The organism is Pseudochrobactrum sp. B5, from assembly GCF_001939785.1.
Lineage (GTDB): Bacteria > Pseudomonadota > Alphaproteobacteria > Rhizobiales > Rhizobiaceae > Pseudochrobactrum > Pseudochrobactrum saccharolyticum.
The window spans coordinates 183,776-209,580 of record NZ_MOYL01000003.1 but is presented as its reverse complement, the minus strand read 5'-3'; the positions used below and the strand labels follow the sequence as shown (position 1 = coordinate 209,580).

Annotated in this window: 32 protein-coding genes and 1 tRNA gene; 19 read left to right on the top strand and 14 right to left on the bottom strand. The window is 49.4% G+C overall.

The window, feature by feature from the left end; translation table 11 throughout:
- The first annotated feature begins 61 nt into the window (after positions 1 to 61).
- From BKD14_RS11390 to BKD14_RS11380, 3 genes are read left to right on the top strand one after another with little or no spacing between them, the layout of a single operon-like run.
- Positions 62 to 379: a DUF2293 domain-containing protein gene (locus BKD14_RS11390; protein ID WP_075656111.1), complete on the top strand. Its 318-nt coding sequence runs from the start codon at positions 62 to 64 to the stop codon at positions 377 to 379.
- 54 nt (positions 380 to 433) lie between these two features.
- Positions 434 to 955: a hypothetical protein gene (locus tag BKD14_RS11385; RefSeq protein WP_075656109.1), complete on the top strand. Its 522-nt coding sequence runs from the start codon at positions 434 to 436 to the stop codon at positions 953 to 955.
- A gap of 31 nt (positions 956 to 986) precedes the next feature.
- Entirely contained in the window at positions 987 to 1,574 is a 588-nt protein-coding gene (locus BKD14_RS11380) for a hypothetical protein (protein WP_075656107.1), read from the top strand.
- Positions 1,575 to 1,613: 39 nt separating this feature from the next.
- On the opposite strand, the gene BKD14_RS11375 is transcribed toward BKD14_RS11380, so the two are convergent.
- The 3 genes from BKD14_RS11375 to ettA form a co-directional block, all read right to left on the bottom strand.
- On the bottom strand, positions 1,614 to 2,228 hold the full coding sequence (locus BKD14_RS11375; RefSeq protein ID WP_075656105.1) for a hypothetical protein: 615 nt from the start codon (positions 2,226 to 2,228) through the stop codon (positions 1,614 to 1,616).
- 7 nt (positions 2,229 to 2,235) lie between these two features.
- A complete protein-coding gene (gene tam, locus BKD14_RS11370) occupies positions 2,236 to 3,009 on the bottom strand; it encodes a trans-aconitate 2-methyltransferase (RefSeq protein ID WP_075656103.1) in 774 nt (257 codons plus the stop codon).
- Between the two features lie 265 nt (positions 3,010 to 3,274).
- Positions 3,275 to 4,924 (bottom strand): energy-dependent translational throttle protein EttA, encoded by a 1,650-nt coding sequence (gene ettA / locus BKD14_RS11365; protein WP_022710994.1) that lies wholly within the window; start codon positions 4,922 to 4,924, stop codon positions 3,275 to 3,277.
- A 258-nt stretch (positions 4,925 to 5,182) separates the two neighbouring features.
- On the opposite strand from ettA, the gene BKD14_RS11360 reads away from it, so the two are divergent.
- Positions 5,183 to 6,112: an alpha/beta hydrolase gene (locus tag BKD14_RS11360; protein WP_075656101.1), complete on the top strand. Its 930-nt coding sequence runs from the start codon at positions 5,183 to 5,185 to the stop codon at positions 6,110 to 6,112.
- Positions 6,113 to 6,119: 7 nt separating this feature from the next.
- Here BKD14_RS11360 and BKD14_RS11355 read toward each other — a convergent pair whose 3' ends face one another.
- Complete coding sequence (locus tag BKD14_RS11355; protein ID WP_075656099.1) at positions 6,120 to 6,809, bottom strand: D-lyxose/D-mannose family sugar isomerase; 690 nt, start codon at positions 6,807 to 6,809, stop codon at positions 6,120 to 6,122.
- Positions 6,810 to 7,182: 373 nt separating this feature from the next.
- Here BKD14_RS11355 and BKD14_RS11350 point away from each other — a divergent pair, with 373 nt between their 5' ends.
- The 6 genes from BKD14_RS11350 (at position 7,183) to BKD14_RS11325 (ending at position 13,057) form a co-directional block, all read left to right on the top strand.
- The gene (locus BKD14_RS11350; RefSeq protein WP_075656097.1) at positions 7,183 to 8,427 is read left to right on the top strand and encodes an aromatic ring-hydroxylating dioxygenase subunit alpha; all 1,245 of its coding nucleotides are present in this window, start codon (positions 7,183 to 7,185) and stop codon (positions 8,425 to 8,427) included.
- Positions 8,428 to 8,535: 108 nt separating this feature from the next.
- Positions 8,536 to 9,618, top strand: a complete 1,083-nt coding sequence (locus tag BKD14_RS11345; RefSeq protein WP_075656095.1) for a hybrid-cluster NAD(P)-dependent oxidoreductase — start codon at positions 8,536 to 8,538, stop codon at positions 9,616 to 9,618.
- Between the two features lie 67 nt (positions 9,619 to 9,685).
- Positions 9,686 to 10,300, top strand: coding sequence for a bifunctional nicotinamidase/pyrazinamidase (pncA, locus tag BKD14_RS11340; RefSeq protein ID WP_022710989.1), 615 nt, complete (start codon positions 9,686 to 9,688; stop codon positions 10,298 to 10,300).
- 108 nt (positions 10,301 to 10,408) lie between these two features.
- Complete coding sequence (locus BKD14_RS11335; RefSeq protein WP_075656093.1) at positions 10,409 to 11,590, top strand: NAD(P)/FAD-dependent oxidoreductase; 1,182 nt, start codon at positions 10,409 to 10,411, stop codon at positions 11,588 to 11,590.
- 179 nt (positions 11,591 to 11,769) lie between these two features.
- Positions 11,770 to 12,456 (top strand): outer membrane protein, encoded by a 687-nt coding sequence (locus BKD14_RS11330; RefSeq protein ID WP_075656091.1) that lies wholly within the window; start codon positions 11,770 to 11,772, stop codon positions 12,454 to 12,456.
- 229 nt (positions 12,457 to 12,685) lie between these two features.
- Complete coding sequence (locus tag BKD14_RS11325; RefSeq protein WP_075656089.1) at positions 12,686 to 13,057, top strand: hypothetical protein; 372 nt, start codon at positions 12,686 to 12,688, stop codon at positions 13,055 to 13,057.
- Positions 13,058 to 13,086: 29 nt separating this feature from the next.
- Here the strand turns inward: BKD14_RS11325 and BKD14_RS11320 are convergent, their stop codons facing one another.
- Positions 13,087 to 13,446, bottom strand: coding sequence for an MmcQ/YjbR family DNA-binding protein (locus tag BKD14_RS11320; protein WP_075656087.1), 360 nt, complete (start codon positions 13,444 to 13,446; stop codon positions 13,087 to 13,089).
- Between the two features lie 124 nt (positions 13,447 to 13,570).
- Between BKD14_RS11320 and BKD14_RS11315 the strand changes: the two genes are divergently transcribed.
- Complete coding sequence (locus BKD14_RS11315) at positions 13,571 to 13,771, top strand: hypothetical protein (protein ID WP_075656085.1); 201 nt, start codon at positions 13,571 to 13,573, stop codon at positions 13,769 to 13,771.
- 27 nt (positions 13,772 to 13,798) lie between these two features.
- Positions 13,799 to 14,044 (top strand): hypothetical protein, encoded by a 246-nt coding sequence (locus BKD14_RS11310; protein WP_175576095.1) that lies wholly within the window; start codon positions 13,799 to 13,801, stop codon positions 14,042 to 14,044.
- A gap of 556 nt (positions 14,045 to 14,600) precedes the next feature.
- On the opposite strand, the gene BKD14_RS11305 is transcribed toward BKD14_RS11310, so the two are convergent.
- Positions 14,601 to 15,101, bottom strand: a complete 501-nt coding sequence (locus tag BKD14_RS11305; RefSeq protein WP_075656081.1) for a helix-turn-helix transcriptional regulator — start codon at positions 15,099 to 15,101, stop codon at positions 14,601 to 14,603.
- Positions 15,102 to 15,208: 107 nt separating this feature from the next.
- Here BKD14_RS11305 and BKD14_RS11300 point away from each other — a divergent pair, with 107 nt between their 5' ends.
- Both BKD14_RS11300 and BKD14_RS11295 read left to right on the top strand, forming a co-directional pair.
- On the top strand, positions 15,209 to 15,538 hold the full coding sequence (locus tag BKD14_RS11300; protein ID WP_075656079.1) for a helix-turn-helix domain-containing protein: 330 nt from the start codon (positions 15,209 to 15,211) through the stop codon (positions 15,536 to 15,538).
- Positions 15,535 to 15,714: a hypothetical protein gene (locus BKD14_RS11295; RefSeq protein WP_075656077.1), complete on the top strand. Its 180-nt coding sequence runs from the start codon at positions 15,535 to 15,537 to the stop codon at positions 15,712 to 15,714. Before BKD14_RS11300 ends, BKD14_RS11295 begins: the two co-directional genes overlap by 4 nt.
- Before the next feature lie 147 nt (positions 15,715 to 15,861).
- Here BKD14_RS11295 and BKD14_RS19320 read toward each other — a convergent pair whose 3' ends face one another.
- Positions 15,862 to 16,125 (bottom strand): hypothetical protein, encoded by a 264-nt coding sequence (locus tag BKD14_RS19320; RefSeq protein ID WP_075656075.1) that lies wholly within the window; start codon positions 16,123 to 16,125, stop codon positions 15,862 to 15,864.
- Between the two features lie 114 nt (positions 16,126 to 16,239).
- Between BKD14_RS19320 and BKD14_RS11285 the strand changes: the two genes are divergently transcribed.
- Entirely contained in the window at positions 16,240 to 16,728 is a 489-nt protein-coding gene (locus BKD14_RS11285) for a hypothetical protein (RefSeq protein WP_075656073.1), read from the top strand.
- Between the two features lie 33 nt (positions 16,729 to 16,761).
- Here the strand turns inward: BKD14_RS11285 and BKD14_RS11280 are convergent, their stop codons facing one another.
- The gene (locus BKD14_RS11280; protein WP_075656071.1) at positions 16,762 to 17,127 is read right to left on the bottom strand and encodes a hypothetical protein; all 366 of its coding nucleotides are present in this window, start codon (positions 17,125 to 17,127) and stop codon (positions 16,762 to 16,764) included.
- A gap of 235 nt (positions 17,128 to 17,362) precedes the next feature.
- On the opposite strand from BKD14_RS11280, the gene BKD14_RS11275 reads away from it, so the two are divergent.
- From BKD14_RS11275 to BKD14_RS11260, 4 genes are all read left to right on the top strand, one after another.
- The gene (locus BKD14_RS11275; protein ID WP_075656069.1) at positions 17,363 to 17,728 is read left to right on the top strand and encodes a hypothetical protein; all 366 of its coding nucleotides are present in this window, start codon (positions 17,363 to 17,365) and stop codon (positions 17,726 to 17,728) included.
- A complete protein-coding gene (locus tag BKD14_RS11270) occupies positions 17,728 to 17,940 on the top strand; it encodes a hypothetical protein (RefSeq protein WP_175576094.1) in 213 nt (70 codons plus the stop codon). Before BKD14_RS11275 ends, BKD14_RS11270 begins: the two co-directional genes overlap by 1 nt.
- Entirely contained in the window at positions 17,901 to 18,296 is a 396-nt protein-coding gene (locus BKD14_RS11265) for a hypothetical protein (protein ID WP_175576093.1), read from the top strand. The genes BKD14_RS11270 and BKD14_RS11265 overlap by 40 nt, the downstream gene beginning before the upstream one ends.
- 216 nt (positions 18,297 to 18,512) lie before the next feature.
- On the top strand, positions 18,513 to 18,845 hold the full coding sequence (locus tag BKD14_RS11260) for a DNA adenine methylase (protein ID WP_348625524.1): 333 nt from the start codon (positions 18,513 to 18,515) through the stop codon (positions 18,843 to 18,845).
- 233 nt (positions 18,846 to 19,078) lie between these two features.
- Here the strand turns inward: BKD14_RS11260 and BKD14_RS11255 are convergent.
- The 6 genes from BKD14_RS11255 to dnaG form a co-directional block, all read right to left on the bottom strand.
- A tRNA-Ile gene (locus BKD14_RS11255) sits at positions 19,079 to 19,155 on the bottom strand.
- A 248-nt stretch (positions 19,156 to 19,403) separates the two neighbouring features.
- Positions 19,404 to 19,769: a hypothetical protein gene (locus BKD14_RS11250; RefSeq protein ID WP_075656386.1), complete on the bottom strand. Its 366-nt coding sequence runs from the start codon at positions 19,767 to 19,769 to the stop codon at positions 19,404 to 19,406.
- 112 nt (positions 19,770 to 19,881) lie between these two features.
- Entirely contained in the window at positions 19,882 to 20,352 is a 471-nt protein-coding gene (locus BKD14_RS11245) for a YcgN family cysteine cluster protein (protein ID WP_245293624.1), read from the bottom strand.
- Between the two features lie 89 nt (positions 20,353 to 20,441).
- The gene (locus tag BKD14_RS11240) at positions 20,442 to 20,735 is read right to left on the bottom strand and encodes an HlyU family transcriptional regulator (protein WP_022710980.1); all 294 of its coding nucleotides are present in this window, start codon (positions 20,733 to 20,735) and stop codon (positions 20,442 to 20,444) included.
- Between the two features lie 159 nt (positions 20,736 to 20,894).
- The gene (gene rpoD / locus BKD14_RS11235) at positions 20,895 to 22,916 is read right to left on the bottom strand and encodes an RNA polymerase sigma factor RpoD (protein ID WP_022710979.1); all 2,022 of its coding nucleotides are present in this window, start codon (positions 22,914 to 22,916) and stop codon (positions 20,895 to 20,897) included.
- A gap of 459 nt (positions 22,917 to 23,375) precedes the next feature.
- The gene (dnaG, locus tag BKD14_RS11230) at positions 23,376 to 25,349 is read right to left on the bottom strand and encodes a DNA primase (RefSeq protein ID WP_075656067.1); all 1,974 of its coding nucleotides are present in this window, start codon (positions 25,347 to 25,349) and stop codon (positions 23,376 to 23,378) included.
- Positions 25,350 to 25,805 lie beyond the last annotated feature (456 nt).

Genomic DNA, 25,805 nt, shown 5'->3' with positions numbered 1-25,805 from the left:
TTTTAAAATACCATATTTGATTTAAGCATAATCACGGCAAAGCACATCACAGGAAGCTTCCATGGCCGCATCCGCAAAACGCCGCAAAGAGATTGAACTGGCGCTCCGCTTATTGGCACCACATACGCCTTATTTTGATGCGGAGCAAATCCGCGAAGCAGCTGCCGCGCCGCATATGCGCAACCTCACTGCACAAAATGCTGCGCGCCTGACACTGCTCGCCTATATCCGCCACACCTACACCGACTACGACAGATTACGCGATGAAGGACTGGATAAAGACAGCGCACTTTATTGGATTCAGGATCAGATTTCAGAAAAACTCAGAGAGTGGCAAGCATTAAACTTATTGCCTGACAGTAATTACAGTGACCAGTAAAAAAAATATGTGGGAGATTAAAAATGTAATTTAAATCACTAAAAGGATTTTTAAATGCCTTATACATTCCAAATACAGTCATCATTAAATCAAAACTATATTATTCCTAACACAAGCGCCTTAAAAAACAGCTTTATTAATTACACAATACAGGGAACAGATAAAGCAAACAACAATAAAAGTGCAGAAACATACTGGGTTTCAAAGACAAATCCAAAGCTTCAAACAGCAGAATTAAGTCAACCAGTACTCATGTACAACCCAAACAAAAATCTTTTCTTTGGTGATAGCGAGCAAATAATTCCTATGAAATCCCCTAACCAAGGAAAAACTGGATCGGTTGCTGGCGCCTTTAATTTTACAACCTCGGATATATCGCCAAGATTTATTTTCAAACTTGTAGGTTCACAATACGAAATTTTTATCGATGACTACCGCATAACAGATAAAACAACGCTTACAAAAAAACTTGTTATGGATAAAACCAATTCAAACCGAGTATTAATTACAGACGCAGAAATACTTCACGACGGACTTAATGTCGATGACAAATGGATAGTCACGATTGTTTCTTAATTCTTATTTTTTTAAATAAAAGGCTTTTTAAATGTCACAATATTTAAATATATTTCTGAACGACGATAGAGCAATCAGCAAATACCAGCTTGCTATCGATTATATTGGCGACGGCAACAATCTGCTTTTAATGGAATATCAAGCCGAAGCAGTATCCCCGTTTTATCCTGACGCCACAGATAAGGGACAGTATTTTGTGGTTGACAGTTTCCCGGATTGGAACACTGTCACCTTTAATGAAAGAGTAAATATTCCTGAATTCCCGCTTTATAATCCTTGGTCTGGCGGCTTCTTAAACACAACAGGCCAGCAGACAGGTGACGCAACAAATGCTAACGGAACCATTGTAGGAAGCTCGACGTTCTTATCCCCGAACAGTGTTGATAAATTCAATGTTTTTGCTCTGAACGCTTTTGGAGCTTGCTATATTTATAAGATTGTAAAAACCCCAAATGCAGCAAATAACGGAACGATTGATACCAAACATTACCTTGCATATGATGAGGTAAATCACACAATTTGTTACTACCCAACAGCTACCCCTGATAACTCAGGAGTACAGTACTTTTTGGAATGGAAATTTGAAAAAGTAGCTACGGCTGCAATTCCATCTGCCTAAAAAATCCATTCTCAACGATAATGTTATAAGCTACGCGCTTCAATCCGGCGCGTAGCACAACTGTTCCGGCATCCGTACGGTGATCTTATCTGAAACCTCAGCTGCACCTTCCCGTTCCACCCAGCTGGTCTGACCTCGCAGATATTTTGCTGCTTTTACAAAATTAAGCGCCACCATCGCCTCATTCTGAGCGCCAATATGCTGCGCAATTGATGTTCCGGCGATTTTGCACGGCGCATTCAGCCCGTTCAGCTTCAGTGTCAGACCACCATCAAAAAACAGCACTGTACCGGCAGGCAAAAGCGTGAAATCTGCGATGCCCTCTACTAGAATATTGACCCCGATCCATTCCGGCCTGATCGCATCAAGCCCCATTGCCACAGCAATCTTTTCCAGTTCTTCAAGAGAAATCAGAGAGAGCTGACGGTCATTCCGGATTAATGTACCCCGCTCATACCACGGCTCGCGGCCACCAGCTCTACGCGTCATTCCATAATGATAATCACCGATAATACCACCATGGTCACATTGCAATTTATCTACTGCTTGCGTGACAAAATCCTGCCCTGAAGCAATATAAAGTCCACAGACACGACCTGTAACCTTGCGTGCCGCTATGCGTTTGCCATGAATGTTATCAAACAAATCTGTCATCACAGTTTCAATCTTGACCGCGCACAACAACCATAAATACGCGCGGGAAGTGCAGCAGCACTTTACCATCCACTGTCAGTGGATAATGCTCTGCCAAGCGTTCCGTATATTCCTCCAGATAATCGCGCTGCTCTTCTTCATTGAGCGGATTTAAAAACGGACGCAGGCCGGTGCTCTTCACCCATTCAGTAATTGCCGCATGACCATCAAGCGGGTGATTATAAATCGTGTGCCAGATATCAATATGGGATGCGAGCGGTATCAGAGCATCATAATAAGCATTCACACTTGGCATTGGCGGACGGGGCGCTTTATTGAGACGTTCAATCCAGCGACTGTCTTTTGCCACTTGCCGCATCATGCGATGGGACGGTTCATTCCAGTTATCCGGCATTTGCACAGCCAGTGCGGCACCTGATTTCAGCCCCTTCAACAAGCGTTGTAAATGCTGGATATGCTCAGGAATCCACTGGAACACCGCATTTGAAAATAGCAGATCAACATCCGCATCCGGCTGCCATTGCGTTACATCGCTTAAATAAAACGGCACATCAGGCAACCGTTTCTGCGCCTTTTCAATCATATCCGGCGACGCATCAAAACCGGATAGTTGCGCCTGCGGCCAGCGCTTTTTCAAGGCCTCAGTGGAGTTGCCGGGCCCGCAACCAATATCAACAATGACGGCGGGATCTTTCAACGGAATACGGGCGATGAGATCATTAACCGGTCTTGTGCGCTCATCCTCAAATTTCAGATATTGCTGTGCCGACCAGTCTTTCATCGTGATGCTCCTGTGCCTTACCTATAACAGACAATCTATAGCACCGGTGCATTTTGCCAAGCACTTTACAAACAAAAACGCCCTCCTTTCGGAGAGCGTTTCTATAACTTCAAATCTGCAACAATTTCTGTAGTCAAAAGTTGCAGGCAGCGGCGAAAATGGTGATTTTCGAGAACCGGAGCGGAGCGTACTTATAGTACGTGAGCACCGGAAGTCGAGAAAAGCGCCATTTGCAGCCCTGCATGCGGCTTTTGACCCCGAAATTTTAGCGTGTCAACGGCTTATAGGTCACCCGTTTAGGATTGACGCTTTCAGGTCCGAGACGACGTACTTTATCTGCTTCGTAATCTTCGAAGTTACCTTCGAACCACTCCACATGGCTGTCGCCTTCAAAAGCCAGAATATGCGTGGCCAGACGGTCGAGGAACATACGATCGTGCGAGATGATAACGGCGCAACCAGCGTATTTTTCCAGCGCATCTTCAAGCGCCGCCAGCGTTTCTGTATCCAGATCGTTGGTCGGTTCGTCGAGGAGCAGCACGTTGCCGCCCGTCTGCAGCATCTTGGCAAGATGCACGCGGTTACGCTGACCACCGGAAAGATTGCCGACTTTAGCCTGCTGATCGCCGCCCTTGAAGTTGAACGCACCGCAATAAGCGCGGGAGTTCATTTCAAATTTGCCGAGCTTGATGATGTCGTTACCACCGGAAATTTCTTCCCAGACATTCTTGTTCGGGTCGAGGTGGTCACGGCTCTGGTCAACATAACCGAGCTTAACAGTATCACCGATACGCACACTACCGGTATCCGGCTGTTCCTGACCGGTAATCATTTTGAACAGGGTCGATTTACCTGCACCGTTTGGCCCGATCACACCAACGATACCGCCCGGAGGCAGTTTGAATGTCAGATTGTCGATCAGCAGACGATCGCCAAAGGATTTGGACAGGTTTTCAACTTCAATAACCACCTGACCAAGACGCTCACCCGCAGGAATGAGAATCTGCGCATCGCCCGGACGCTGATTTTCAGCCGCTTCAACCAGCTTGTCATAGGCCTTAATACGGGCTTTCGACTTGGATTGACGTGCCTTAGGGCTCGCTGCAATCCACTGACGTTCACGCTCAAGCGCTTTCTGGCGGGAATCGTCTTCACGGCCTTCCTGAATCATGCGCTTGGCCTTGGCTTCCAGATAGGCAGAATAGTTGCCTTCGTAAGGAATACCACGACCGCGGTCGAGTTCGAGAATCCAGCCGGTCACATTGTCAAGGAAGTAGCGATCATGCGTGATGAGCAGCACAGCGCCCTTATATTCACGCAGGTGCTTTTCAAGCCATGCAGTGGTTTCAGCATCCAGATGGTTGGTCGGCTCGTCGAGCAGCAGCAGATCTGGCTTGGAAAGCAACAGCTTGCAAAGTGCAACGCGGCGGCGCTCACCACCAGACAGGGTTGTTACATCAGCATCGGCAGGCGGGCAGCGCAGAGCTTCCATCGCCATTTCAACCTGACTTTCCAGATCCCAGAGATTCTGGCTGTCGATAATATCCTGAAGTGCCGCACCTTCGTCAGCGGTTTCATCAGAATAATTCATCATCAGCTCATTATAACGGTCAAGAATGGCCTGCTTGTCAGCCACACCTTCCATCACATTGCCGAAAACAGTCTTTTCAGGATCAAGATGCGGTTCCTGAGCCAGATAACCACAGGTCGCACCATCGGCGAGCCAGGCTTCACCGGTGAACTCTTTATCGAGACCAGCCATAATCTTGAGGATTGTCGATTTACCGGCACCGTTAGGGCCGAGAATACCGATTTTCGCATCAGGATAAAATGACAGGTGCAGATTTTCGAGAATCTTCTTTGTGCCGTAGTTTTTATTCAAACCCGACATATGATAAATAAATTGACGTGCCATTGGGTGGCTGTTCTCCGAGAATTTGAGCCCGTAATGTGTGGGAATTCGCTTTGATGCGCTATTTAGGCTAAATATTGCGCAGGGGCAATGCCAGAACAGAGGCGAAGCCGGCGCGATAAGCATCTTCCCCTGTTTAACCTCTGAGGGTCTGAATAAAAAATCACCATTTGCAGCCAAGTGGGCGACTTTTGGATCAGACACTGAATAGCTATTATTGTTACAAGTATAGTCTCCGCACTCCCGAAACAAGGTTTCACAATGCCGTTTGATAATCCTGAAATCCTGTTAAGTCCGAGCGGTGCAAAACTGGCATTGCGTTTTCAACCGGCGAAGAAAACGGCAATCGGCAATATACAGATCAGCCACGGCCTTGCTGAACATGCTGCCCGCTATCATGACTTTGCGGATTATCTCGCGGAGCACGGCTTTAACGTCTATGCCCATGACCATCGCGGACACGGGCTGACCAGCGCACCGGATGCACCGCTCGGCCAGTTTGCAATCAAAGATGGCGATGAAAAAACTCTGCAGGATATCGGCTTTGTTGAAAAGACAATCCGCGAAAGACATGGTCAACTGCCGCTCATTCTCTTCGGCCATTCCATGGGGGGATTGGTAACACTCGCTGCTTTATGCGGAAAATTCTGCACGCCCGATGCGGCAGCCATCTGCAATTCCAATTTTGCCAATGTGCTGAATCAAACACTGGCTTTCACTTTACTCAAAGCCGAGCGCATGTTTCTCGGCTCCGATGTTCCGAGCCATTTCCTGCCAGCCATGACTTTCCGCACATGGGCGAAACAGGTGAAAAATTATCAGACACAATTTGACTGGCTGTCCCATGATACAGCGGAGGTTGCGCTTTATAATAATGATCCGCTCTGCGGCTATGATCCGTCAGTCAGTATGTGGATCGATGTTTTCCGCTTTATGCGTCGCTGCAACAATCCTGCACCGCAACAAGCGATACCGTTGCATATGCCGCTTTATTTACAGGGTGGCGGACAGGACCCTTCAACAGAAGGTGGCAAATCCCTGCTTGCACTGGAGAAAAGACTGAAAGCTTCCGGTTTCAGCAATATCACCACACAGATTTATCCGGATATGCGTCATGAAAGCCTGCATGAAACAGATCGCGCGCGTTTCATGCAGAACTTTACGTCATGGGCATTAAAGGCAATCGCCTGACAGAACTTTAAGCCAGCCACTTGTCATAATCAGACACCAACAAATGCAGTGGCTGGACATCATCTTCCACATCGGAGAACCGGCCGATCGGTTCACGGAAGATGTTATCCGTCAGATCATCATTGACGGTTGAAACCTCGCCGATCAGCACATCACCACCCTCACCCCAGAAAGCATGCCAGTTACCGGGCATCAGAGTTACACTCTCCCCCGGATCAAGCTTCAGTAAACCTCCGGCAGACAGCCGTTTGATACGCCCGTCACAGGCAACAACCACGTCGCTTTTATCATCAATCGAGCCATCTGGATTGGAATTGAACATTTCCAGCACCAGTTTGGCACCACCGCGATTGATAATATCCTCAGCTTTCACCATATGGCGATGCATCGGCGACAACTGGTTCTCGCGCGAGATCATGATCTTTTCTGCATAAAGCATACCAGTGCCTTTTTGCAGATCTTCGGCCTGTCCGTTGCGCACGGTAAACAGGAAAAGCCCCATTTCATCGAAACGCCCCTGCCCGTAATCAGTAATATCCCAGCCGAGACGCGCATTGCGGATTGCTGCACTGTCATCGCTCACACGGGTGCGCATTTCCTCCGGCGACCAATAGGCAAAAGGCGGCATGACAAAACCGAAAGACCGGATAAAGCGATCACTTTCACGGATAATTTCATTAATTTCCGAGCGTTTCATAAATGTTTCCTCCAGCGGTCATCCGTTTGATACGGGTCTTGTCTGCGCAACAGAAAAGCACGGCCTGCCCCGTCTGACCAGTCCCTTTTCGGTTACAAAATATTGCCGCCGATAAATTTCCGGATGCGGCGGTTTGGCGTGTCGTCTTTACGCGAAGCCCATGTCGTTTTCGTATGCGCGTCCGCCATATTTCAATGGTTGAATACGGATAATCAGAGCAGATTTTTTGAGAAATATTCTGAGACTTAACTCTTGTCGTCAATCTTAATACCCATACGGGATCAGGCTTTTTCATGTCGCACATAAGCCACTCCGGCAGCGACATATTTTAAAGTCCGGCACCCCCGATGAACAACGCTATGCGAGGCATATTATGGACGTCCGCAATCAGATGCTGAGTGACTTGTTGGGGCGCGACCCGAATTTCAGTCTCGGACAGAAATTCTACACAGATCCCGACTTTTACAAGCTGGATCTTGAACATATCTGGTACCGTGAATGGGTTTTTGTCGGCCATGATTGTGAACTGCCGAAAGCAGGCAGCTATATCACTGTGCAGATCGGTGATTATCCGGTGATTGTCGTGCGTGACAGTCAGGGCGGCATCCGCGCTTTTCACAATACCTGCCGCCATCGCGGTTCACGTATCTGCACTGCGGAAAAAGGTACAGCTGCCCGTCTCGTCTGCCCTTATCATCAGTGGACTTATGATCTGGATGGTAAGTTATTGTTTGCCCGTCAGGTTGGCCCTGATTTCAAACCGGCGGATTTCGGCCTGAAAACCGTGCATTGCGAAACTGTCGCCGGTTACATTTATATATGTGTCGCGGATGAAGCACCGGATTTCAACGCTTTCCGCGCAACGGTTGAGCCTTATCTGGCTCCGCACCAGATTAAAGATGCCAAGATCGCCTTTGAAAGCACGATCATTGAAAAAGGCAACTGGAAGCTGGTCTGGGAAAACAACCGCGAATGCTACCATTGCGCCGCCAACCATCCGGAACTGTGCCGCACCTATCCTGAAGCACCAAGCGCCACCGGCGTACAGGGCATGATGGAGGATGAGGAAACCAACCAGCTCTGGAAGCGCTGTGAAGATACCGGCCTGCCTGCCAAATTCAATATGTCCGAGAACGGTCAGTATCGTATTGCCCGCATTCCGCTGCTGCGCGATGCCGACAGTTATACAATGTCCGGCAAGCCCGCTGTGGCGAAAAGCCTGAGCTCTGAAGTCAGAGCATCCAAAATCGGCGCGATGCTGCTGTTCAACTATCCGTCGACATGGAACCATGTGATGATCGATCATGCAATTTCCTTCCGCGTGCTGCCGATCAGCGCCGAGGAAACCATGGTCACCACCAAATGGATGGTCAATAAAGATGCGGTTGAAGGCGTTGATTACAATCTTGATGAGCTGACCCATGTCTGGATCGAGACCAATGATCAGGATCGCCGGATTGTGGAAGAAAACGCTCGCGGCATCCGCTCACCGGCCTATCAGCCGGGACCTTATTCCGTGGAGCATGAAGGCGGCGTCATGCAATTTATTGAATGGTACGCCAATTTCATCACCCCCCGTCTGCAAGGTGAAGTTGCAAAACTCAGCCGCGTGGCCTGATATTCAACGCAATATCCCGGAGCGCAACACAGCGCTCCGGACAATATCATGACAGGCAGGTTCACTATGAACCCACCTCAAGCCCCCTTCAGGTGAAGAGCAGCACGAATGAAATATCTTGATGAAATGCTGCCGTGGAACGACAGGCTTCAGGTTCTGGAATGTGATGCGGCGATTGAAGAAGCGCCGGACGTGATGACTTTCTCGTTCCGCACGCCGGAGAATAATAACTGGTTCCGCTATATGCCGGGTCAGTTCATCACGATTGAGATACCGGCCGCACCGGAACCGGTCATGCGCACCTATACGCTGTCTTCCACGCCGTCGCGCCCTTATTCCGTATCCATCACCATTAAGGCACAGGCAGGCAGTATCGGTACCCGCTGGATGCTGGATAATATGCGTCCGGGCATGCAGCTCAAAGCTTTTGGTCCTGCCGGTGACTTCTCGCTCGTTTCGCATCCGGGCAAAAAATACCTGTTCATCTCAGCCGGTTCCGGCATCACGCCGATGATGTCGATGACGCGTTTTCTTTATGATACGCAACCGGCCAGCGATGTGGTTTTTCTCAATTGCGCCCGCTCACCGGATGAAATCATTTTCCGCAAAGAGCTGGAACTGCTTGCCAGCCGCATGGATAACCTGCGCCTGCAACTGGTTGTTGAGCGTTCCATCGCCCGCAATGTCTGGAGCGGCGTTCATGGCCGTATCAGCCATAGTATTATTGATATTTCCGCGCCGGACTTCAAAGACCGCACAGTCTTCTGCTGCGGCCCAGAGCCGTTTATGCGCGCTGTGCGTGACATGCTTGAGGCCAACGGTTTCAACATGGACAATTATCATCAGGAAAGCTTTCAGCCCGCCTCGGAAGCTCCGGCCATACCGGTGCCTGCCGCACTTGAAGCCGCAGCCGGTGATGCAGAGACAGAAGCGCCGAGCGTTATTTTCACACTATCCGGCATGGAAGTGCAGTGCAGCCCGACCGACACCGTATTGCTGGCAGCGCGTAATGGCGGGTTGAAAATACCAAGCGCCTGCGAGTTTGGTGTTTGTGGTACGTGCAAAGTCAAATGCCTCAGCGGCGAAACCGTCATGAATCATAATGGCGGTATCCGCGATGATGAAATTGAAGAAGGTTATATTCTTGCCTGCTGCTCTCATCCTTTGGGTCGGGTGGAAATCGAAGCCTGATCCTCTTGACCTTTCCGCGTGCTTTCGTCACTGATCGCTCTCGGACGTGACGCAGCGGGAGAATGGGATGCCACAACACGATCAGAAAAACTCCGCCTTTATTGTGATTGATATTCAGAATGATTTTTGCCCCGGAGGCGCGCTGGCTGTAGCCGGCGGGGACAGTATCGTTGCAGGCATCAATCAGGAGATTGAGCACTTTGACCATGTCATCCTGACACAGGACTGGCATCCCGCAGGTCATTCCAGCTTCGCTTCGACCCATGAAGGCCGCGAGCCTTATGAAATGGTAACAATGTCCTATGGCAAACAGACTTTGTGGCCGGATCATTGCGTACAGGGAACCCATGGCGCGGAGTTTCATAAAGACCTGCAATGGACAAAAGCCGAGCTGGTGATCCGCAAAGGCTATCGTAAAGCTATCGACAGCTATTCCGCTTTCTTCGAAAATGACCACATGACCCCGACCGGTCTTGGCGGCTATTTGCGCGAGCGCGGCATTAAACATGTAACACTCGCAGGTCTGGCCACCGATTTCTGTGTGGCCTATTCGGCTCTGGATGCAGCGGCACAAGGTTTCAAAGTCACTGTGTTGCCGGATTTAAGCCGCGCGATTGATATTGGCGGCTCGCTGCAAACCATGATGAGCCAGATGCGCAATGCGGGCGTAGCGTTCCGTTAAAACTGCATTCTCCCCGCAATCAACAAGGCAGCGCTCGACGGCTGCCTTTTTTGCTTTATATAGACGCCTTTATCCTCCTACCCGTTTTCCGGAACAGAAAGCCTCACCGTGATTGAGAAAAAAGACGTTGTAATTATCGGTGCAGGCGCAGCCGGAATGATGTGTGCAATCCGTGCCGGTCAGCGGGGTCGCTCCGTCGTACTGATTGACCATGCGAAATCCCCTGGTGACAAAATCCGCATTTCCGGCGGCGGCCGCTGCAACTTCACCAATATTCATGCAACGGCAAAAAACTATCTGTCCGCCAATCCGCATTTTTGTAAATCCGCACTAGCACGCTTCACGCCGCAGGATTTCATCGCCATGGTCGATAGCTACGGCATCAGCTGGCATGAAAAAACATTGGGGCAGCTGTTTTGCGACCACAGTGCTAAAGACATTATCAATATGCTGCGCACGGAAATGCAGCAGGCGAATGTGCGGCTCGACCTCAACACCACAGTTTCGGACATCAGCAAAACCACAGACGGTTTTATAGTTACGACGAGCTATGGCAAAATCGAAGCGCAATCGCTGATTATTGCCACCGGCGGCAAATCCATCCCGAAAATGGGAGCCACGGGTTTTGCTTACACTATTGCCGGTCAGTTTGGGCACAGCATGATTGAACCCCGCCCCGGTCTTGTACCCTTGACGCTGGAACCCAATCTGCTGGAACAGCTCAGCCCGCTTTCAGGGATAGCCGTCGATGCCGAGCTTAAACATGGCAAAACCCGATTCCGCGAAGCACTGCTTTTCACCCATCGCGGTATGAGCGGCCCTGCGATTCTGCAGATTTCATCCTATTGGCGCGAGGGCGATGAGGTCGTTTTGACCATTGAACCGGACTTTGACTTCCTCACATTGTTAAAAAATGCACGAAAAACGAATGGCAAACAATCTGTCCAGACGGCCCTTGCAGAAAAGCTGCCCCGCCGTTTAGCCCAGTTTTTCACGGAAAAGACACAATTGAACAAGCCTCTGGCTGATTTGTCCGACAAGATCTTAACAAATCTCGTTGCCGCAATTCAGGATTGGCATATCAAACCGGCAGGTTCCGAAGGATATCGCACGGCGGAAGTTACACTCGGCGGTATCAGCACTGATGAGCTCGACTCAAAGACGATGGAATCCAAAAAGGTACAAGGTCTTTATTTCATTGGAGAATGTGTGGATGTAACCGGCTGGCTTGGCGGATTTAACTTCCAATGGGCATGGGCATCGGGCCACAGCGCAGGTCAGGCCGCATAATATTTACGTGACAAATCACACGTTTTCGTGAGCGGCGCGCACAGTTACATTATGGCGGAAAAGTGTCAATGCGATCACATTTACTTCAAGTCGATAAGAACTTGCTGTTGCATATTTGTGACAGACATTTCCGAGGGTATATTTTATGTTTCTAACGAAATCTAAAAGGAGTTCATCACATGAAATATACAACTCTGGCAGCTGCTCTGCTTCTCTCCTCCACAAGCGCTTTCGCAGCTGATGCTATCGTTTACAACGAACCAGCTCCTGCTGTTGTAGCTGACACTTTCTCCTGGACAGGCGGCTATATCGGTCTTAACGCCGGTTATGCAGGCGGCAAGAACAAGTTCAACGGTTACGACAACTTTGCAGTATCCGCTAAAGACAATGCAAGCGGCTTCCTCGGCGGTATTCAGGCCGGTTACAACTGGCAGTTCGACCAGACCATCGTTGGTATCGAAACTGACTTCCAGGGCGGCAACCTGAAATCCGACGCTGAAGTAACTTACGGCGCGACCACATACGGTGCAGAAGCCAAAATCAACTGGTTCGGTACAACCCGCGTTCGTCTCGGTTACACACCGGTTGACCGCTTCATGGTTTACGCAACAGGTGGTGTTGCTTACGGTAAAATCAAAGCTTCCGCTTTTGATGGCACAACAAGCTTCTCCCAGTCCGACACTAAAGTTGGTTACACTGTAGGTGCCGGTGCAGAATACGCTGTTACAAACAACGTAACTCTGAAGACCGAATACCTCTACACCGACCTCGGCAAGCTGAAACTGGATAATGTTAACGGCGTTCGCTTCGGTGAAGTTAAGGCTCCGTTCCACACAGTACGCGTTGGTGTGAACTACAAGTTCTAATCCATACTGGCGAACTAAAAAGAAAGCCCCGCATTGCGGGGCTTTTTTATTTCTGAACAGCCAAACTCAAAACAGCAGCAAAGACACCGTCACAAAAGGTCTTGCAATTCCCTGCCGGTGGTCAGTCCGTATTCTTTATCACCATACCCATATTATAATCCCCCGCACCTACCCCTCGGCATGGTTTATGCTTATCTATACATCAGCACTATGATGTATCGGGAGAGATATGAGTAAGTCCTGTTTCGCAATTCTTCTGGCTTGCAGCCTGTTTCCGTCCTCACTTCATGCCGCCCCTATCGGCGAAGTGATTGCCGAAATGGCAGGTAAATGCTGGAAATTGCCGGAGAAAATTGACTATCAAAAAGCATCAGCCATTTTTGAAGTCACTTATAATGCGGATGGTGAGTTATTGGAGATCATCACTGTCGAATATCGCCCTGTGCGGGAAGCGGGCAAAGTCTTTGCTCTCAGTGCACAACAGGCACTTCTGGATTGCGCCAATAGAACCGATGTTAAATCCAGAACAATACGGGTGGTCATGAATTACACCGCGCCAAGATCCAATGAGCCACTGATTATGAAAAGGTCTCTGCGGTAATATCGGCGCAAATTTCCCGAACACAAGGCCTATATCAGTAAGCCGAGTTCTTTTTGCTTTTTCTTTGACAGTCCCTGCGCAACAAGATGGTAGGATTGCAGGATATAATCCTTCAGCTCATCGTCACTGAGACCCGGTTCCGCATAATGCTGTATCCACTTCATGCCGCGCGAGGCAAGATATGGCGCAGGGCGCAACCCCAGCTGCTCCTGCAGCATTTCAAATGCAATATGACTGACTTTAAAACTGAAACTCGGCTGGTCATTATGCCAGCCGCCAATGACAAAAACCTTGCCGCCGACTTTCCAGACATGTGAACCACCCCATTGAACAACATAAGTTGTTGCCGGCAAGCTGCCGCAAAAGGCATTATATTCGTCATAAGTCATAGCTACTCACCACATCAAAAAATGATCTGCACAGAGCAGAGATAATATCTTACTGTTTTTAAACACCAAGATGTTAAACTACGCACTTCCGTCCTTTTCACCATTTAAGAAGCATCCGACATTTATGGCCAGTGAATTATCAAATCTAGAATCCGCAACAAAATATCTTTCACCCACCGACAAAGGCCGTTTCTTCAAAATTAAGCGCGACATGGAAGCATCCGGCGCTTCACGAAAAAACATTGAGGAACGCTTGCGCGCCTTTCTATGGGATGTTGTTGAATCCGATGATGATGATGATGAAAACGAGGACGACGCGCTTTAAGCAAAAGCCGTCTCCATGAAACCAGTTATGAACTCGGCTGCAACTCTTATAATATTGGCTTTGCTGCACGGAAGCAGCAAAGCTCTCGGGAAGGTTGTTTCGGGAACAGATGTCTCTGAAATACTAATCAGCTTCACCGGAACCATATTTATCGGCACTGCCGTAACATGGGTTGTGGTCTGGATTGTTTTAAGATTGCTCCAGAAGCAGGAACTCACAATCACAGTGACCAACTGGATTTTAGCCGCAGCAACAATCACCAGTGTTGTTTGACAGATAGTACCGGAATTTATGGGAATAACTGAGAACGCTTAGGAACTCGTGAAAACTGATTATAATTCAGCGACTTGTGCGAAAAGTGTCAGGAACAGTGTTTAGCCATTTTTGACACGAGAATGAAGCAAAATCGCTCAAATTTTGTCAAATGGCAGCATAACACGTTCTGCCTTTAAGAAACCCTTCAGAAAACTTCCAAAAGCCTTTAAGGCATCTTCAAACCATTGATAAATAACAATTGATGAGCCTTTAAGGCTTTTCGACGATTGCTGCTGTTACAGGTAATTTTACCCATAAAATCCAAATTTCAAATTCCAGATTTCGAAATTTGGGTGATTATAGTTTGAAATCAATTAGTTACTAAGAAAATAAGCAATTTTAAGATTCCGAGAAGAAAATCAGCTCGTATAAAAAATGAGAAGCTGCAGAGGCAAAGTTTTGAAACAGGTTTGTTACAAAATCTCAATCAAAAACGTGGCAAATTGACTACGGTCAATGAAGCCCCAAAACGACTCTATCACATATGATACAGAGGCTGCGATCTGTACGACCCTCAGGCCGAACGTTTGCCAGTGCCTGGTTCTGCCTTGGCTTGTCCAAGCCTAGCTTTTAATTCTTCAATAAGAACCGGAATAATAGCATCCACTATTCTTGTGTCCCTTACATCAGAAACGCTCTCTAATAGCTGGTTATATAGGTTGCCCGCTTCAATCGCGATGCTGTCTTCGTCAGGGATATGAAAGCCTTCTTCTTTGTACGCCAATCTGGCAGCCCGATGCAGCTTTCTGAGCAATTGCGGATCGACTGCAATGCTTGGCGCCGGTGATCGATCCTTAAGGTGTTTCGGGCCTAATCCTGTAAGAATCCAACCTGCATTAATACCTAGTTGTTCAAATAGCAAAAGCGTTTCACCGCTTGGTAAACCTTCATTGCGCTCAATTTTTTGCCAAGTGGCTATAGCAAGACCCAAAAACTTAGCCATTTCAGCCTGAGTTTTTCCTGTTTCTTTGCGTACCTCATGAGCCCTTGCGCCAACGCTATTAGGGTTTTTCATCTATTTTCATAAATAACCATTTTTCTAGTTATTCCTTTCTGTGTTCGCAGAATTTAACATCCCAAAAAAGGAGGCCATGCCCGGCCTCCCTCTGGAAGGAATCCTTTATGCACCGGAACGATGACGGCGGCAAGATCAGCCGGGCCGAACGGAGAAGGCTTGCCGAAATTGCACGCATTAAAAGCGCGCTGATTATTGCAAAGATTACACTCGTCAAAATTGACGAGGAATATAACCTTCCAACCGGCACAGCCGGAAACACTCTTTATGAGCCACATGTTGCCGGTGAGCGTGCGATTGCTGCTGCATTAGGACGCCTTCCGCACCTGCTTTGGTTTAGCCGCTATCATGCTGATGGTCGCAGAATAAGCCCGCAACCAGCTGAAAACTATCGTAACGGTCGCCGTGCGCTCGCTGAAAAGCAGGTCGCAGCATGACGATGAAAGCACAGCTCACAGTTATTGACGATAGCCGCAATAGCGCTGCCAAAACGCAATCCGAGCCGAATTTCAAGAGCTTGAGCGCTATGCATCGGTTGCTGTCAGTTCAGGAAATCGGTGCCATTTATAAGGCTACAGCTGCTCAGTCTTATGCTTCGGGAGATTCCCAATGAGCATGTCTATGACTTCGTGCACCCGTTCAGGTTCATCAATGAATTCCTCATCCGGTTCTAACCTGGTCACTAAGTCCGCCAAAGACTGGTGGACTGATCTTTGGAAGCGATCACTGGAGAAGTCCGGAAAGATAAAGTCGAGCAGCTTCAAAAGATGCGAGATGATGATCTGTGTTCCCACCATTTTTCAGCGACTGAAACAGCATCCGGCTCCGGATATCCGTGTTTGTCCAGACCGACCCAGTCTTCAAGCCGTTTGAGACGTTCGGTTATGCTGTCCGGTTTCAAGTTTAGCGCTTTCTCGCTCATTCCATCATTCCTGTACTCGTTGATGACAGGATCATCATTACGCGCTTCCGGAGCATCGCCAATGTCGAAAAAGCGTTCCGAAATAGACAGAAATCCATTCATACCGGCGCACGATCCTGTGCGTCATATGGCTGGCCTCCTGCTTGTCTTTAGTTTTGCGTTGGCAGGAGTGTCAGCCGTTTTTCTTGCTCTGATCCGATATTCAGGAGTTATGTTATGACTGGCATTCTTAATCATATTCCCATTCCATTTTTTGAACGGGTACCGACACGCGCTAAAAAGGTGGTTTGCAGTGCCTTTGAAGGCATTATCGACAAGTCTTGGACTGTTGAAATCGCATATCGCTTTTTGACTACTGAGTTGACGGTAAGCCATGTGGATGTGCCAGACATTGCCGAGTTTACCGAATGGTACTGGCGGGTTCGTAACGGCGAAATTGAGCATCCACAGACCGGTGAAGGTCATAAAACTCACAGCACTCCTGCTATTCAGCACACTTGCGGTCTGTTCATGCACAATGTGAACGGCATGATTATTCCTGCCGAAGTCACGGTGCAGATGTGCGCAAAAACACATCATATTCACCTGCTTGTCCGTGAGCGCACAAACGTTGCTGAAGCCGCATGCAAGGGCATGAGGCTAGCACTCAATGAGTTTGATGAAGCGTTACCGGCGCGCGTAACTGATCTTATTCAGCGACAATAATGGATGCTGTTATGACCTGTAAATTCGATCCGTTTATTCATCATCGCCCTGAAATCGTTGCTGGTTATGTTTCGAATTTACTAACCGCATCTGGCTGCGAAAAAACTCTGATTTCTCTAATTTGTGGAGATGCTCAACAACAAGTCCCTGCTTCCACTCTGAACCGTCTAGCCATCCACGTAGAGAGTTCAGGGCAATTTCAGCGTCACTTAAATCGCCAAATTTTCCAACGAACTCAGCAGCCAAGATTCCGTGGAGGCTATCGATGATTTCGATAAGTCGTTCCTTATTGATAACGCCCGCATCCAGCAGCGCTAACGAGAGCGCCAATAATGTCATGTTTGTTCCTTCGAACATGCTTTGTAAAGCAACCAACTCGGAATCTACTTCGGGATCCATTCAAATCGTTCCTTTGTGGGGTTTGCATAAGGGAATGAAGGTGCCGGACGGTGGGTCAGACCGTCCGGCACCGGCCAACTAATCAAGATTCTTTAAGAATAGCTACTTCTAAGGGCGTTTTTAAAAGTCCCTAACCCATTCAAATTGTCGCCATCCCCCGTCCGGCGACAATCGATATCGGGGCGGCAAGCCCCCCGCCGTCCCGATATCGTTCCCCAGATGAAACGAGGTTATCATGTTCAACCCTTACGATCAGACACAGGTTTATGAAGCAAGCGTACATGCCAGCCTGTGCGCCGTACGCGAGGGATTTCCGCACCTGACTATCCGCGACATCGTCGAGCCACCACATCAGTGGTTTGATGCAGCCCTTGCCCGTCAGATTGTCATGCACATTCTAATTCGTGAGTTTGGTTGGCCAAAACGCCGTGTTGTTGAACAAGAAGCCCGTTCACGCGAAGCAATTAATCGCGCTCTGCGTACCATCGACGATCGCATGCAGCATGATCGTTTTGCCAGCCACTACATGGTTATGGCTGAACGCGCCCGCAGCCTTCTTTTCATGCACTCCACACAGACAGACAATACCGAGGCAGCATAATGGCTACGTTCAAAACCCTTCCTCTTAAAGATATTCATATTGGTGAACGTGCACGGCCGGTCGATGAAGATCATGCCCTTGCGATTACGGCCTCTATGGCTGAGCGCGGCTTGATTAATCCAATTACGGTACGCTCCACACCAGCCATGAACAACGGGAAAACACCCTACCTGTGCAGCAGATTGATCTTGATCGCTACCGTGCCCGCATGAAACAGGCAATGGCACGAGCCATACGCGAATGCCAGTATGACCGGCCAACAATCGCCGCACGCATGTCGCTCTATCTCGGAGTGAATGTTTCAAAGTCCATGCTTGATACATGGACGGCAGAAAGCAAACGTGCTCACGACATTACCATTCCACGTTTTGCCGCATTTGTGCATGCCACAGCAGCCCCTTGGTTATGGGATGAAGCCGCTGCCATGCAGGGCGTGACCATGCTTGTTGGAAAAGAAGCCATTCTTGCTGAGATCGGCATGCTGGAGCGGGAAAAGAAACGCGTTGCCCGTGAACTCAAATCCCTGCTTACAGCACATATTGATGTACCGGAAAGGATGCGTCGATGAAGGACTGGCTCACAGCATCTGACCTTATCGCGCTTAAGCTTCCGAGATTACCGACTGCTAGGGCTACATTATACGATCTCATCAAACACGAGAGATGGAATAATGCAGGTGCTGATCAAGTACGCAAAGCTACAGATTCTAATAGAGGTTTTGAGTACCACATATCTCTATTGCCATCACTGGCACAGGCAAAGCTTGCACGCATAGCTGCGGAAGATGCACATCGCATTGCTATCTGGCGTCGTGCTTGAGAACTTGGATTGGCAGGCTTTCATTGATCGCTATGACCGGCCGGAAACGCTGTTCTATCTCGACCCGCCATATTGGGGATCAGAAGATGACTACGGCAAAACCTTATTCGGCCGAGATCAGTTTGCCCTGATGGCTGATCGTCTGGGACGTATCAAAGGCCGGTTTATTATGTCGATTAATGATGTGCCGCAGATAAGGGAAATCTTCATCGCGTTTGACTTCCGTGAAGTTGGCCTGACCTATTCGATCTCTGGTAAGGGAACTGCCGCAAAAGAGCTGATCATTACAGGTCGTTAAAGAGGCTGTTAAGTAGCGATCAAGTGGCAGCTATAGTTCATAAAACTGTTGCCACTTGATCTTGCACTCACTGCCACGCGATATTGAGCGCTACAGCTTTGAAGTTCCTTTAAAGACCCTTTGAAGATGATTTGACACCATGATTGGAATTTAAAAAATTCCAGTGCTTCATGACAAAATTCCGAAAAATCGCGTCACGCTACAATAATAACGCTAACAAACCCAAGTGAGGATGGTGGGCCCGGAGGGACTCGAACCCCCAACCAAGCGGTTATGAGCCGCCGGCTCTGACCAATTGAGCTACAGGCCCACGCAATCCCGATCTACCTGAATCGAAACATGATCGCAAGACTAACTCGCTTATCAGCCAAAACATTATCAATCAGTGTTTAAAGACATACCGGATATTAAGGACGGCACAGCATATCATTCTGTAAAACAAGATATTTCCGTAATTTTAGCGCCAAAAGCCGCCTTCTCATCCGCATAAAAAATCAGGCTGCGAATCTGTTCGATTCACAGCCTGACAGGAAATCAATTCAACCGGTCAATGCCGGATTAACGCAAGATCGGGCAACCACGCGCTTTACCGAAGAGCACACTCACCGGACGGCCATGGCGATAACCGGAGACGCGGATCGTTGAGCGGTTGCTATGCACGCGCATCCCGCGAATGCCCATACGCGATGCTTTGGAGACCGCATTGCGCGGTGTGCAGGCATAACGGTTCGGACGATATTGCGGACGGTTATAATGGCCATGACGATGGTTCACCTGCACCACCGGCGCACCGGTTGCCGCCACACCGCTGACTGTGAGCGATACTGCAGGCGATGCGGCTTGTGCCGATGCACCGGCCGAGAAAACACCGGCAAGACCAATCAGGCCGGAAACAATTGCTGCCTTCATTGAGAAACCCGACATATTGTCCTCCTTGGATAATTCTTTGCTTGTTGCGATATCCAATATTTAGCAGGCTATTTCTGAATGCAGCAGCAATCAATCATTCATTTGCAGTTCATCTGATCACTTTTTATCAGGCAATGTGACCGGTCATATGTTTCAGATATGCCTCTTCATCCGGCAGATCATGATCATAAGCAGTGATCTTGCCACGCACGGAAATACCGGCTTCATGCACTGTTTCTTTGGAGCCGGAAACAAGCGGATGCCACCACTCCAGATCCCTGCCCTCTGATACACGGCGATAACCGCAGGTTTCCGGCAACCAGCGCACGGTCTCAATGATTTCCGGTGTCAGAAATACGCAATCCGGCACGGTTTTTCTGCGGTTCGGATAATCCGAGCACTGACAGCTTGTGCCGTCCAGCAAAGTACAGGCAACACTGGTGCCATAAATTTCGTCAGTATCATCATCCTGCAATTTATGCAGGCAGCACTGGCCGCAGCCATCACAAAGGCTTTCCCACTCCTGCTTGTTCAGCTCACGCAATGTTTTGGTTTGCCAGAATGGTTTCTTCATAACGCCCTCACCTTCCCGCAGCATTTTAGCAAACTTACTGCGGCCGGATAAATCAATTTCAAAATAAAAGGCCCGGTAAACCGGGCCTTATGTCTCGTCAATTTCGCCTCGGTTTAACGAAATAAATTGTCGCCCTGCTCATCAATAATCTGACGGGCTTTGATGAGGGTAATATTTACCGCATCATCCATGGTTGCGAAACGATCTGCGCGGATGAATTTATGTTCTTTCATCTCGCCAGCGATTTCCTTACGGATCAGGCCGCAGGTCTGAAACTGTCCGGCTTCGGCAAACGGCGTTGCCAGAATGATGAAGCCCTTATGCTCACTGCTGACCGGCTCAGCCTGAGCCTTGCTATCAGCAGCTTCAGAACCACCAAACCCAAAAAGGCGTTTAAGAAAAGACATTCTATCCCCTAGAGCATTTCGCAGTTAAATGAGATCATTTAACGTCCGCGACAATGCGACAGTTAAAAGAATTTAGAGTGAGCCCAGCGGCTAGTATTAAACACGACACGCTCTAAAAAATGCCGCCACCACAGGGATGACGGCACTTTCTTATGCTTATTAGCTATCCAGGAACGAGCGCAGCTTGCGCGAACGGCTCGGATGCTTGAGCTTACGCAGTGCTTTCGCCTCGATCTGACGGATGCGCTCACGGGTAACCGAGAACTGCTGGCCGACTTCTTCCAGCGTGTGGTCGGTGTTCATACCGATACCGAAACGCATACGCAGAACACGTTCTTCACGCGGGGTCAGCGATGCCAGAACGCGGGTCGTGGTATCACGCAGGTTTGCCTGAATGGCTGCATCAATCGGCAGCAGCGCATTCTTATCTTCGATGAAATCGCCCAGATGTGAATCTTCTTCATCACCCACCGGCGTTTCAAGGGAGATAGGCTCCTTGGCAATCTTCAGAACCTTACGCACTTTTTCCAAAGGCATAGCCAGCTTTTCAGCCAGTTCTTCCGGTGTCGGTTCACGGCCGATTTCATGCAGCATCTGGCGCGATGTACGAACGATCTTGTTGATCGTTTCGATCATATGCACCGGAATACGGATAGTGCGTGCCTGATCCGCGATAGAACGGGTAATCGCCTGCCTGATCCACCATGTCGCATAGGTCGAGAACTTATAACCACGGCGATATTCGAACTTATCAACCGCCTTCATCAGGCCGATATTGCCTTCCTGAATAAGATCAAGGAACTGCAAACCACGGTTGGTATATTTCTTGGCGATGGAAATCACGAGACGCAGGTTTGCTTCAACCATTTCCTTCTTGGCAATGGTTGCTTCGCGCTCGCCCTTCTGCACCTGATTAACGATGCGGCGGAATTCACCGATCGAAATCGCGGTTTCAGTGGCCAGATTCTGAATTTCCGAACGCAGATTATCAATGCCGCGTTTTTCCTTGGCAACAAAGTCCTTCCAGCCGCGGGCTGTCAGGGTTGCAAGTCGGTCAGTCCAGTTCGGGTCAAGTTCATTGCCCTGATATTCTTTGAGGAATTCTTCACGGCGCACGCCGAAAGATTCCGCAAGACGCAGGAGCTTACCTTCGTTCTGAACGAGACGCTTGTTAATGTCGTAGAGCTGCTCAACCAGCGATTCAATACGGTTCTGGTTCAGCGACAGCGACTTAACGGCCTTAATCAGCTGATCTTTCAGTTCCTTGTAGCGGCGCTCCTGCGAGGTCGACAATTCACCGGCAGCAGCCAGACGGCCTTCAACCTGCTGATCCTGCAATTTGCGCAGTTTCTTATAGGTATCAGCGATCAGATCGAGGGTTTCCATGACCTGAGGACGCAATTCGGCTTCCATCGCAGCAAGCGACAGATTGGCCTCATCGTCTTCATCCTCGTCATATTCTTCCTGAATTTCACCGCCGACATTGGTGATATCATCGTCATCGCGTGAACGGCGACCACCCTTGTCATCACCGCGCGCAGGCTGCTCTTCCACACGCTCGATAACCGGCGCCTGTTTGGCTTCAGGACCCGCATAAGTGGTTTCAAGATCAATGATTTCGCGCAGCAAAATCTGCTGGTCGTTCAGTGCTTCACGCCAGATAATCAGAGCCTGGAATGTCAGCGGGCTTTCGCAAAGCCCTGCAATCATGGTTTCGCGGCCAGCTTCAATACGCTTGGCAATCGCGATTTCACCTTCACGCGACAGGAGTTCAACCGAACCCATTTCGCGCAGATACATACGCACCGGATCATCGGTACGGTCTGTCGGCTCTTTTTTGGTGGTCGTTGTCGCCAGCGCGGTACCGCCGGCTTCTACCAGATCACCGCCGCTTTCTTCGCTGTCATCGTCGCGCTCTTCTGCGTCGGCATCCTGCTCGTCATCTTCAACAACATTGATGCCCATATCGGACAACATCGACATTGTATCTTCGATCTGCTCGGATGTGACTTCCTCAGAAGGCAGCACGGCATTCAGCTCGTCCATCGTGACATAGCCACGCTTCTTGGCGAGCTTAATCATCTTCTTGACAGCGTCGTCCGAAAGGTCGAGAAGCGGCCCATCGGTCGCGCCATCGCGCTCGACTTCAGCTTCTTCGTTTTCCTTTGCCTTCGTTGCCATATATTTATCTCCAGACGATCGGTTTGTTTTGTCCATCGGGCAGAATGAACAACAAAACAAACGATTCGCGTTATGCCCCGTGACTATCGATAGTATCGGCAATAGCGCTTTCGCGTTAAAACCGGATTAACCGTGCTGATTACCGGCTGCGGCAATTAAAACAACGGTTTGCAAATTTCATATTTACAGAGCCTTCTCAGCCCCGTATTGACCTCATACCGGTCATAAGCTCCGGTCATGACATTGTTCAGATGCTGTGTATTATCGCCTTTCAGCGACGGACAAGCTCTCACCGATACAATTAAAGAATGCGACTCATATGATTCGCATGGAAAAAGCGAATCATTTATGCAGATTCGCGACAGAGTGACGCCGGTTAAGCACCGAACAATGCAGTTCTGAGCAGTTTTTGTTCAAATTATCTCTGTTTGGCGACCTTATTCACGTATCTGCTTATCCTCAGAAACCGCCGGGCGGGCGTCCTGAAGACTGACCGAAACCTTCAATAAGCGCTTCGGTTGCATCGGCCTTGCGAATTTCGCTCTGAATATCAATCAAACGCGCAAAAACCTCGGCTGACGCTTCAGTGGAAAGAGCCTCTTCTACAGCTCTTAGTTCCTTATGTAGTGTCCGTGCGCGCAGATGCAAGTGCATCGCCTGTTTGAGGGCTTCGCGGGCATCATCTTCGGCAGCCAGCAGTGTTGCTGGCCACAGACGCGCACGGCGTACCACCAGTTCCAGCTCATCCAGCAATTCAGAAAAACCGTTTTCATTGAGGATTTTACGCATCATCTTACCGTCTTCGGCAAGATGGCTGGCCATCACATCCAGAACCGCGGCATGAAGCGCCGTCAGCCCCGCATGGGTCAGTTCCAGCGTAGCTACAACCTCAAAATTCTCATCGATCAGTGCCGGATGATTAATCAGCGTCAGAACAATCGTCGCCTCGCGCAGACTTGGTGCGGATGAACCGCCCTTCACAATCGCGGAACGGGTCAGACTGTCAGAAGCCTTGGTTGAGGCCGCATTGCCAAAGCCACCACCGAAACCGCTACCTTTACCGCGCTGCGGCTGGAAATTACCCTTGCCGCCGAAGCCACCTGCCTGCTTACCGGCATTCTGCCGCCCCCATTTAGGGCCGAAGAAGCTTTGCGATTTCTCACGCATATGCTGGCTGTAATAATGCTTAACGCTCTCGTCCTTGATACGCGCCACATGGGTGCGCATCCGTGCATCAAGTTCAGCACGGCGCTCCGGCGTTTCAAAATTCCCGCCAGCAGTTTCCCGCATCCACAGCATTTCCGCCAGCGGCCTGGCATCCTGCAACACGACACGAAATGCGGAAGCACCCTGCTCCTTGACCAGATCGTCAGGATCCTTGCCCTCAGGCAACAGAGCAAAAGCCAGCGATTTACCCGGCTGCAAATTCGGCAAACCGGTATCCACCGCACGATAGGCTGCGCGAAGACCGGCCTGATCGCCGTCAAAGCACAAAACCGGCTCAGAACTGATCCGCCAAAGCAAAGCCATCTGCTCCTCGGTCAGTGCCGTGCCAAGCGGCGCCACCACCTCGTTGAAACCTGCCTGAGCCAGTGCGATCACATCCATATAGCCTTCAACGGCAATGACCGGCTTGGCTTCTTCGCCATTTTGCGCCTGACAGGCACGGCGCGCGCGCACCATATTGTAAAGCACCCGACCTTTGTGAAACAGTTCGGTTTCCGGCGAATTGAGATATTTCGCAGGCGCATCCGGTGACATTGCACGTCCGCCAAAGGCGATCACGCGATTGCGGCTGTCGGTAATCGGAAACATGATGCGGTCGCGGAAACGGTCATAAGACACTGCAATACCTTCACCATGCACAACCATGCCGCAGGCTTCAATCTGCTCACGGGTTGCACCTTTTGAGGCCAGATATTCTTTCAGAATATTGCGGCCTTCCGGCGCATAACCGATACGGAACTCGGCCTGCGTCTGCGCATTTAAGCCGCGGTCGCGCAAATAAGAGCGGGCTTTGGCACCAACTGATGCCTGCAACTGATCTTCAAAAAATGCTGCGGCCAGTTCCATCACATCATAGAGCGTGCCGCGCTTTTCCTCGCGTCTCTGCTGCTCGGCATCCATAACCGGCATCGGCACACCGGCCATATCGGCAATACGTGCGACAGCCTCGGGAAAGTTCAAACCTTCAAGCTCGGTGAGAAAACGGAAATGATCGCCCGTCACACCACAGCCGAAACAATGATAGCGGCCTTTGCGATCCTCACAGTGAAAGCTCGGGCTTTTTTCACCATGAAAAGGACAGCACGCCCAGAAATCCCCCTTGGACGCATTGGTTTTCTTGCGATCAAAACTCACGCGTGTCCCGATCACAGACGATATCGGAACGCGGTCGCGGATTTCATCAAGGAAGGACGGGGGGAAACGCATGCGCCTTTAAATTCTCTCTCAGTTCTCTTGCCAGAACAATACTGACTTCGGGGGACATCAGACTTGTCCCCTCACCTTAATAGCACGGAATACAGAAAAACACGCCTCAACAACGCATCTTTCCCCGATACTCACATGCCGGTTCCTGTGCAAGTGCAGCCTCTCCTATAAGCGGGTAGCACAGTTGTCATAATTATCGCTTATCATCTTATACAACGGGACAGCAATATTATCCTTCAGCACCTGAAAATGCAGGATTTTGATTTAGTCGGCTAACTGTCATAAATTTGTCATAAAAACTTTAAATACCATCTGTTAGAGGTAAAATTCCTCTTCCAAATTAAGCATAATGTGCCTAGATTGATTAGCCAGTGCATGATTTTCGCACTGCACTTTTATCCGTCCTGATCATTCCGCGAAATCACTGCAGCAATGCTGTGCATGCGCGAACAGGAA

Bases quoted from the DNA above. Each gene is read 5' to 3' on its own strand.
- BKD14_RS11250 (WP_075656386.1), bottom strand. From the start codon at position 19,769: ATGTCGGGTTTCTCAATGAAGGCAGCAATTGTTTCCGGCCTGATTGGT.
- tam (WP_075656103.1), bottom strand. From the start codon at position 3,009: ATGAAAGACTGGTCGGCACAGCAATATCTGAAATTTGAGGATGAGCGC.
- BKD14_RS11390 (WP_075656111.1), top strand. From the start codon at position 62: ATGGCCGCATCCGCAAAACGCCGCAAAGAGATTGAACTGGCGCTCCGC.
- BKD14_RS11330 (WP_075656091.1), top strand. From the start codon at position 11,770: ATGAAATATACAACTCTGGCAGCTGCTCTGCTTCTCTCCTCCACAAGC.
- BKD14_RS19320 (WP_075656075.1), bottom strand. From the start codon at position 16,125: ATGAATGGATTTCTGTCTATTTCGGAACGCTTTTTCGACATTGGCGAT.
- BKD14_RS11345 (WP_075656095.1), top strand. From the start codon at position 8,536: ATGAAATATCTTGATGAAATGCTGCCGTGGAACGACAGGCTTCAGGTT.
- BKD14_RS11325 (WP_075656089.1), top strand. From the start codon at position 12,686: ATGAGTAAGTCCTGTTTCGCAATTCTTCTGGCTTGCAGCCTGTTTCCG.
- BKD14_RS11380 (WP_075656107.1), top strand. From the start codon at position 987: ATGTCACAATATTTAAATATATTTCTGAACGACGATAGAGCAATCAGC.
- rpoD (WP_022710979.1), bottom strand. From the start codon at position 22,916: ATGGCAACGAAGGCAAAGGAAAACGAAGAAGCTGAAGTCGAGCGCGAT.
- BKD14_RS11360 (WP_075656101.1), top strand. From the start codon at position 5,183: ATGCCGTTTGATAATCCTGAAATCCTGTTAAGTCCGAGCGGTGCAAAA.
- BKD14_RS11285 (WP_075656073.1), top strand. From the start codon at position 16,240: ATGACTGGCATTCTTAATCATATTCCCATTCCATTTTTTGAACGGGTA.
- BKD14_RS11350 (WP_075656097.1), top strand. From the start codon at position 7,183: ATGGACGTCCGCAATCAGATGCTGAGTGACTTGTTGGGGCGCGACCCG.
- BKD14_RS11300 (WP_075656079.1), top strand. From the start codon at position 15,209: ATGCACCGGAACGATGACGGCGGCAAGATCAGCCGGGCCGAACGGAGA.
- BKD14_RS11315 (WP_075656085.1), top strand. From the start codon at position 13,571: ATGGCCAGTGAATTATCAAATCTAGAATCCGCAACAAAATATCTTTCA.
- BKD14_RS11295 (WP_075656077.1), top strand. From the start codon at position 15,535: ATGACGATGAAAGCACAGCTCACAGTTATTGACGATAGCCGCAATAGC.
- BKD14_RS11270 (WP_175576094.1), top strand. From the start codon at position 17,728: ATGGCTACGTTCAAAACCCTTCCTCTTAAAGATATTCATATTGGTGAA.
- BKD14_RS11280 (WP_075656071.1), bottom strand. From the start codon at position 17,127: ATGGATCCCGAAGTAGATTCCGAGTTGGTTGCTTTACAAAGCATGTTC.
- BKD14_RS11240 (WP_022710980.1), bottom strand. From the start codon at position 20,735: ATGTCTTTTCTTAAACGCCTTTTTGGGTTTGGTGGTTCTGAAGCTGCT.
- BKD14_RS11375 (WP_075656105.1), bottom strand. From the start codon at position 2,228: ATGACAGATTTGTTTGATAACATTCATGGCAAACGCATAGCGGCACGC.
- ettA (WP_022710994.1), bottom strand. From the start codon at position 4,924: ATGGCACGTCAATTTATTTATCATATGTCGGGTTTGAATAAAAACTAC.
- BKD14_RS11305 (WP_075656081.1), bottom strand. From the start codon at position 15,101: ATGAAAAACCCTAATAGCGTTGGCGCAAGGGCTCATGAGGTACGCAAA.
- BKD14_RS11310 (WP_175576095.1), top strand. From the start codon at position 13,799: ATGAACTCGGCTGCAACTCTTATAATATTGGCTTTGCTGCACGGAAGC.
- BKD14_RS11355 (WP_075656099.1), bottom strand. From the start codon at position 6,809: ATGAAACGCTCGGAAATTAATGAAATTATCCGTGAAAGTGATCGCTTT.
- pncA (WP_022710989.1), top strand. From the start codon at position 9,686: ATGCCACAACACGATCAGAAAAACTCCGCCTTTATTGTGATTGATATT.
- BKD14_RS11275 (WP_075656069.1), top strand. From the start codon at position 17,363: ATGTTCAACCCTTACGATCAGACACAGGTTTATGAAGCAAGCGTACAT.
- BKD14_RS11245 (WP_245293624.1), bottom strand. From the start codon at position 20,352: ATGCTGCGGGAAGGTGAGGGCGTTATGAAGAAACCATTCTGGCAAACC.
- dnaG (WP_075656067.1), bottom strand. From the start codon at position 25,349: ATGCGTTTCCCCCCGTCCTTCCTTGATGAAATCCGCGACCGCGTTCCG.
- BKD14_RS11320 (WP_075656087.1), bottom strand. From the start codon at position 13,446: ATGACTTATGACGAATATAATGCCTTTTGCGGCAGCTTGCCGGCAACA.
- BKD14_RS11260 (WP_348625524.1), top strand. From the start codon at position 18,513: ATGCACATCGCATTGCTATCTGGCGTCGTGCTTGAGAACTTGGATTGG.
- BKD14_RS11385 (WP_075656109.1), top strand. From the start codon at position 434: ATGCCTTATACATTCCAAATACAGTCATCATTAAATCAAAACTATATT.